This is a genomic window from Pseudomonas huaxiensis, assembly GCF_003231275.1.
Lineage (GTDB): Bacteria > Pseudomonadota > Gammaproteobacteria > Pseudomonadales > Pseudomonadaceae > Aquipseudomonas > Aquipseudomonas huaxiensis.
On record NZ_QKVL01000170.1, the window covers coordinates 1 to 494 of the forward strand.

General features: G+C 58.7%; 1 pseudogene. It reads left to right on the forward strand.

The features are described 5' to 3' along the window. Positions 1–494, forward strand: a pseudogene (locus DM374_RS32755) (hypothetical protein); the annotation flags it as partial.

A 494-nucleotide genomic window follows, 5' to 3' on the forward strand; every position in this document is an offset into this window, starting at 1 on the left:
AAGGTTGAGAAGAATCTCGGGGCCGAGGTGACGGTTTCGTATCGTGTCGTCAGCGACAGCGAGCCGACCCGTGTTTCCGTACCCCTTGAGTTCACGGTTGGCAAACAGCGAGGCAGTCTGCCTCTGCCGGTGGTGCTGGAAGCCAAGGACGATGTGCTGAATCCATCCGATGCTATCGGGGGCGCCACGGTGCAGATTCCTCTCGAGGCGGACCTGCAGAGTGGCGACAAAGTGGAGGTGCACTGGGACGGCAGCAAACCCGGTGGCGTGACACAGGTGAGTCGCGGGGTGCTACAAGGTGATGTCGGTAAGCCATTCGACCTGCTTGTTGGCTACGAGTATGTGCAGGCGAATGCCGATGGCACTGTCGTGGTGTCCTACAAGGTCTACGGTGCAGATGGAGAACGAGACTCGGGAGCATTGAAGTTATCGGTGCAGAGCGCAGCGCTGCCGCTTCCAGAGTTTGTTGAGGCCACTGATAACAACCAGCTCAA